The organism is Streptococcus mitis, from assembly GCF_001579035.1.
In the GTDB taxonomy this organism is placed as follows: Bacteria; Bacillota; Bacilli; order Lactobacillales; family Streptococcaceae; genus Streptococcus; species Streptococcus mitis_J.
Window position 1 is genome coordinate 21,547 of the sequence record NZ_KQ970291.1, and the last position, 5,749, is coordinate 27,295.

At 41.0% G+C, this 5,749-nt stretch carries 3 protein-coding genes; 1 reads left to right on the plus strand and 2 read right to left on the minus strand.

Annotated features, from left to right (window positions below):
- Window positions 1–115: 115 nt before the first annotated feature.
- Both glgP and malQ read right to left on the minus strand, forming a co-directional pair.
- On the minus strand, window positions 116–2,374 hold the full coding sequence (gene glgP, locus SMIDD26_RS09125) for a glycogen/starch/alpha-glucan family phosphorylase (protein ID WP_061439894.1): 2,259 nt from the start codon (window positions 2,372–2,374) through the stop codon (window positions 116–118).
- A gap of 25 nt (window positions 2,375–2,399) precedes the next feature.
- Window positions 2,400–3,917 carry a 4-alpha-glucanotransferase gene (gene malQ, locus SMIDD26_RS09130; protein WP_061439895.1) on the minus strand — a complete coding sequence of 506 codons (1,518 nt, stop codon included), beginning with the start codon at window positions 3,915–3,917 and terminating at the stop codon, window positions 2,400–2,402.
- A 552-nt stretch (window positions 3,918–4,469) separates the two neighbouring features.
- On the opposite strand from malQ, the gene SMIDD26_RS09135 reads away from it, so the two are divergent.
- Window positions 4,470–5,741 carry an extracellular solute-binding protein gene (locus SMIDD26_RS09135; protein WP_061439896.1) on the plus strand — a complete coding sequence of 424 codons (1,272 nt, stop codon included), beginning with the start codon at window positions 4,470–4,472 and terminating at the stop codon, window positions 5,739–5,741.
- Window positions 5,742–5,749 lie beyond the last annotated feature (8 nt).

The window sequence follows — 5,749 nt, forward strand, 5'->3', positions numbered from 1 at the left end:
AGGTGCCCACGGAGGACTTACACCTCAGATGCACGACATGCCCGTCGTACTTCAAAAAAGCGAATTTCAATCGAAACTCGCTTTTTTACAAAATGTATTAGTATGAATTTGTATCTTAGTTCAAGTGCCAGATATCTTCGTTATACTGAGCGATTGTACGGTCAGATGAGAAGAATCCTGCTTTAGAAATGTTAACAATGACTTTGTCCAACCATGCGTCACGGTCTTCGTAGTCAGCAAGCATTTGCTCTTTAACCTTGATATAGTCTTCCAAATCAAGAAGAGTCATGAACCAGTCTTTGTTGATCAATTCATTGTAAAGACGTTCCAAGCGCTCTTTGTTTCCAGCTGCAAGAACTGCATCGCTAACGATGAAGTCAACCAATGGTTTGATAGCTTTACGAGCGTAGAATTCGCTTGATTTGTAAGCTGCTTTTGCGTAAAGGTCGATAACAGTTTCTGAATCTTCACCAAAGATGTAGATATTTTCGTCTCCAACCAACTCAGCGATTTCCACGTTAGCACCGTCCATAGTACCAAGAGTCAAAGCTCCGTTCAACATGAATTTCATGTTACCAGTACCTGAAGCTTCTTTAGAAGCAAGTGAGATTTGTTCAGAGATATCACATGCTGGGATAAGGAAGCTTGCTGCAGTAACGTTGTAGTTTTCAACCATAACGACTTGCAAGTGTGGAGCTACTGCTGGATCGTTAGCAATAACTTCTGACATGCAAAGGATCAAGTGGATGATGTCTTGAGCGATTGTGTAGGCTGGAGCTGCTTTACCACCAAAGAAGATTGTGATTGGACGAGCAGGGATGTTACCAGCTTTGATGTCAAGGTATTTGTGGATCACGTACAAAGCGTTCATTTGTTGGCGTTTGTACTCGTGAAGACGTTTGATTTGGATATCAAAGATAGAGTTTGGATTGATTTCCACACCTTGGTGTTCTTTCAAGTGACGAGCCAATTTACGTTTGTTGTGAGCCTTGATGCTTTCCAATTTTTCTTTGACAGCTGCTTTATCTTCATAAGACAAGAGTTTTTCAAGCTCATCTGCTTCATGGTGCCAACCTTCTCCAAGAATCTCATCCAAGTAGTGAGACAAGCTTGGGTTAGCATGCATGAGCCAACGACGGAAAGTGATACCATTTGTTTTGTTGTTGAATTTTTCTGGGTAAAGATCGTAGAAGGCTTTCAACTCAGAGTTCTTCAAGATTTCAGTATGGAGTGCTGCTACCCCGTTAACACTGTATCCGTAGTGAATATCCATGTGAGCCATGTGAACACGTCCGCTCTCGTCGATAATTTGAACAGCCGGATCTTTCACTTCTGCTTTCACGCGACGGTCCAATTCTTCGATGATTGGTACCAAGTGAGGAACCACTTCTTGCAAGAATTCAAGAGGCCATTTTTCAAGGGCTTCAGCAAGGATTGTGTGGTTAGTGTAGGCAGTCATGCTACGAACGATTGAGATTGCTTCGTCAAGTTCGATACCACGTGCAGTCAAAAGACGGATCAATTCAGGGATCACCATTGATGGGTGAGTATCGTTGATTTGGACAACTGCGTAGTCAGCAAGGTCATGCAAGTTGCTTCCTTTTTCGATTGCTTCATCGATAATCAATTGCGCACCGTTTGAAACCATGAAGTATTGTTGGAAGATACGGAGCAATTCACCTTGACGGTCACTATCATCTGGGTAAAGGAAGAGAGTCAAGTTGCGAGCAATATCTGTCTTGTCAAAGCTGATACCGTCTTTAATAATAGAAGAATCAACTGAATCCAAGTCAAACAAACGCAAGCGGTTCTTCGTTTCTGTCTTGTAACCAGGAACATCAATATCATAAAGAGTTGATGTCAAAGTAAAGTCTGCAAATGGTACTTGGTAGCTACGGCTTGAGCGAACCAACCAGTTTTGCTCTGTCAACCATGCATTTGGAATTGTTTCTTGTTGGTTGTTTTTAAGAACTTGTTGGAAAAGACCAAAGTGGTAGTTCAGACCAACACCGTCACCATTCAAACCAAGAGTCGCAATTGAGTCGATAAAGCAGGCAGCCAAACGTCCCAAACCACCATTACCAAGAGATGGTTCTAATTCAACTTCTTCAACTTCGATCAAGTCTTTACCTGCAGCAGCAAGTTCTTTTTTGACATCGTCGTAAAGACCAAGGTTAATCAAGTTGTTTGACAAGAGTTTACCAATCAAGAACTCAGCTGAGATGTAGTAAACTTTTTTCTTACCAGTGTTGACTGGTTTTTGGCTACTTGCAAGCTTGCTGTAGTTAAGAAGAGCAAGGTAAAGCTCTTCATTGCTACATTCTGCAATGGTTTTATTGTAACGATTTTGTACAAATTCTTGTAGTGATAACATGTTTAAGGTGTCTCCTGATATTGTATTATTTCTTTAATTCTACCAAATTTTCATTGATTCGTCGATAGATTGTTGTCAAGTCAAGCAAACCTTCCTCAACAGCTGGTGTCAATTGCTCTTCAGTCATACGCCAAGACCAGTTTCCACCAAGGGTAGATGGGAAGTTCATACGAGCTGTCTCATCCAATTCTAGCAAATCTTGCATAGTTGCAATTGCCATGAAGCTAACTGATGAAAAGACTGTACGAAGCATAGCATGTGGCACTGTTTCGTATTCTTTACGGTTAGTGTAGCGAGCCATGTACTCACGAGTCGCATCATCAATCTCGTTACGGTACCAACCAAGAACTGTATTGTTATCGTGAGTTCCTGTGTACATAACTGAGTTAGCAGGTGCCAAGTGTGGGCTATCGATGCTTTCGTCTTCTGGGTTGAAGGCAAATTGAAGAATCTTCATTCCTGGGAAGCCAGTACGTTCACGCAACTCGATAACTTCATCTGTCATGAAACCAAGGTCTTCTGCGATGATGTTTAACTCACCAAGTTCTTCCTTAACGGCTGCAAAGAGCTTGTAGCCAGGACCTTTCACCCACTCACCAGGTGCTGCTGTATCAGAACCAGCAGGGATTTCCCAGTAAGATTCGAAACCACGGAAGTGGTCGATACGAACGATGTCGTAGATTTTGAAGCTTTCACGCAAGCGTTCAATCCACCATTTGTAACCGTCTTTATCCATTGCTTCCCAGTCATAGATTGGGTTACCCCAAAGCTGACCAGTTGCAGAAAATTCATCTGGTGGGCATCCTGCGATACAAGTAGCCTTACCGTTGACATCTGTCTTGAAGAGATGTGGATTCGCCCACATATCGCTTGAATCTTCTGCTACGTAGATTGGCATGTCCCCAACGATTTCGATGTGGTTGTCGTTAGCGTAAGCTTTCAATTTCAACCATTGTTGGAAGAAGAAGTACTGAGTCACACGGTGGTAAACCAACTTGTCTGCCAATTGCTCACGGTAGCTTTCAAGTGCTGAAGCTTTACGAGCACGAGCATCTGCATCTGGCCATTCAGTCCAAGCAAGATTGTCAAAATGCTCTTTGATAGCCATATACTCAGCAAAGAGCTCAAGCCATGATTGGTTATCTTGAGCAAATTTCTCAAAATCTTTAACATCTCCGACTTCAAAGAAACGTTTCACAGCTTTTTCTAAAAGAGGACGACGTGCATAGTAAATCTTAGCATAGTCAACTTCAGACGCATCGCTACCAAAATCAACTCCTTCAAGGTCACTTGCTTCCAACAAACCTTGCTCCACCAAGATATCCAAATCGATAAAATGAGTGTTTCCTGCGAAGGCTGAGAAAGATTGGTAAGGAGAATCCCCGTAACTAGTTGTTCCTAGTGGAAGGATTTGCCAGTAACGTTGTTTTGTACGAACCAAGAAATCAACGAAGTCGTAAGCACTTTGACCAAATGATCCGATTCCGTATGCTCCTGGAAGAGAAGAGATGTGCATCAACACACCACTTTGACGTTTTTTCATAATAGCACCTCATGTGTTAAAATTAATGGAACGTTGCGTATTTTTGCAGACGCAAACGTTTGCGCTACTTATAAGTATACTCCTTTTCAAGCATAATTGCAAGCGTTTTTAAAAAACTTTTTTGATTATTTTTAAGGAGACTAACCCATTTTAGCAAAGATAACTTAAAACCATCTAATCCTAAAGTTTGACTCTCACGGGACAGTCTACAAAGCGCAAAACCTCCTTAGAAAACTCGGATTTTTATGTAAGAAGGCACAAACGTCTATAGAAAATAGATAGGAATTAGAAACAGGGAGATAGTCCCTCCTGATTTCCCTCTTTAGACAAATTCCATCTATTTTTTATTAAAAATACTGTATTCTTATCTATTTCATACTTTTCTTCTATTAAAAAGCAAAATCATGCTATCAAATCAAGCTTAAAAATTTTTTAAAATTTTTAACAAAAACACTTGCAACCGTTTTCTATTTGTGCTATACTAAGCTCATAAAGGAAAACGTTTGCGTTTCCTTATCAATAAAACTTGTTATTCTTTAGGAGGAATACACTATGTCATCTAAATTCATGAAGAGCGCTGCGGTGCTTGGAACTGTTACACTTGCTAGCTTGCTTTTGGTAGCTTGTGGAAGCAAAACTGCTGATAAGCCTGCTGATTCTGGTTCATCTGAAGCGAAAGAAATCACTTTCTACGTTGAAGATCAATATAAAGCATTTGCTGAATCAGCTGCAAAAGCTTACGAAAAAGAAGCTGGCGTAAAAGTGACTATCAAAACCGGAGACCAAATGGGTGGTCTTGACAACCTTTCTCTAGATAACCAATCTGGTAAAGCTGCTGACGTTATGATGGCACCATACGACCGTGTAGGTAGCCTTGGTACTGACGGACAACTTTCAGAAGTGAAATTGAGCGACGGCGCTAAAACAGATGATAAAACTAAATCTCTTGTAACAGCTGCTGACGGTAAAGTTTACGGTGCTCCTGCCGTTATCGAGTCACTTGTTATGTACTACAACAAAGACTTGGTAAAAGAAGCTCCAAAAACATTTGCTGACTTGGAAAACCTTGCTAAAGATAGCAAATACGCATTCGCTGGAGAAGATGGAAAAACTACTGCCTTCCTAGCTGACTGGACAAACTTCTACTTTGCATACGGACTTCTTGCTGGTAACGGCGGTTACGTATTCGGACAAAACGGTAAAGACGCTAAAGACATCGGTCTTGCCAACGACGGTGCTATCAAAGGTGTAGAGTACGCTAAATCTTGGTATGAAAAATGGCCTAAAGGTATGCAAGATACTGAAGGAGCTGGAAACCTAATCCAAACTCAATTCCAAGAAGGTAAAACAGCTGCTATCATTGACGGACCTTGGAAAGCTCAAGCCTTCAAAGACGCTAAAGTAAACTACGGTGTTGCAACTATCCCAACTCTTCCAAACGGAAAAGAATATGCTGCATTCGGTGGTGGTAAAGCTTGGATCATCCCATCAAGCACTAAGAACCTTGAAGCTGCTCAAAAATTTGTAGACTTCCTTGTTTCAACTGAAGAACAAAAAGCCTTCTACGATACAACTAACGAAATCCCAGCTAACACTGAAGCTCGTTCATACGCTGAAGGTAAAAACGATGAGTTGACAACAGCTGTTATCAAACAGTTCAAGAACGCTCAACCAATGCCAAATATCTCTCAAATGTCAGCTGTTTGGGACCCAGCTAAAACAATGTTGTTTGAAGCTGTAAGCGGTAAGAAAGATGCTAAAACTGCTGCTAACGATGCTGTAACATTGATCAAAGAAACAATCAAACAAAAATTTGGTGAATAAAAAATTTG

Excerpts from the sequence above, each read along its gene's own strand:
- SMIDD26_RS09135 (WP_061439896.1), top strand. The coding sequence starts at position 4,470 with ATGTCATCTAAATTCATGAAGAGCGCTGCGGTGCTTGGAACTGTTACA.
- malQ (WP_061439895.1), bottom strand. The coding sequence starts at position 3,917 with ATGAAAAAACGTCAAAGTGGTGTGTTGATGCACATCTCTTCTCTTCCA.
- glgP (WP_061439894.1), bottom strand. The coding sequence starts at position 2,374 with ATGTTATCACTACAAGAATTTGTACAAAATCGTTACAATAAAACCATT.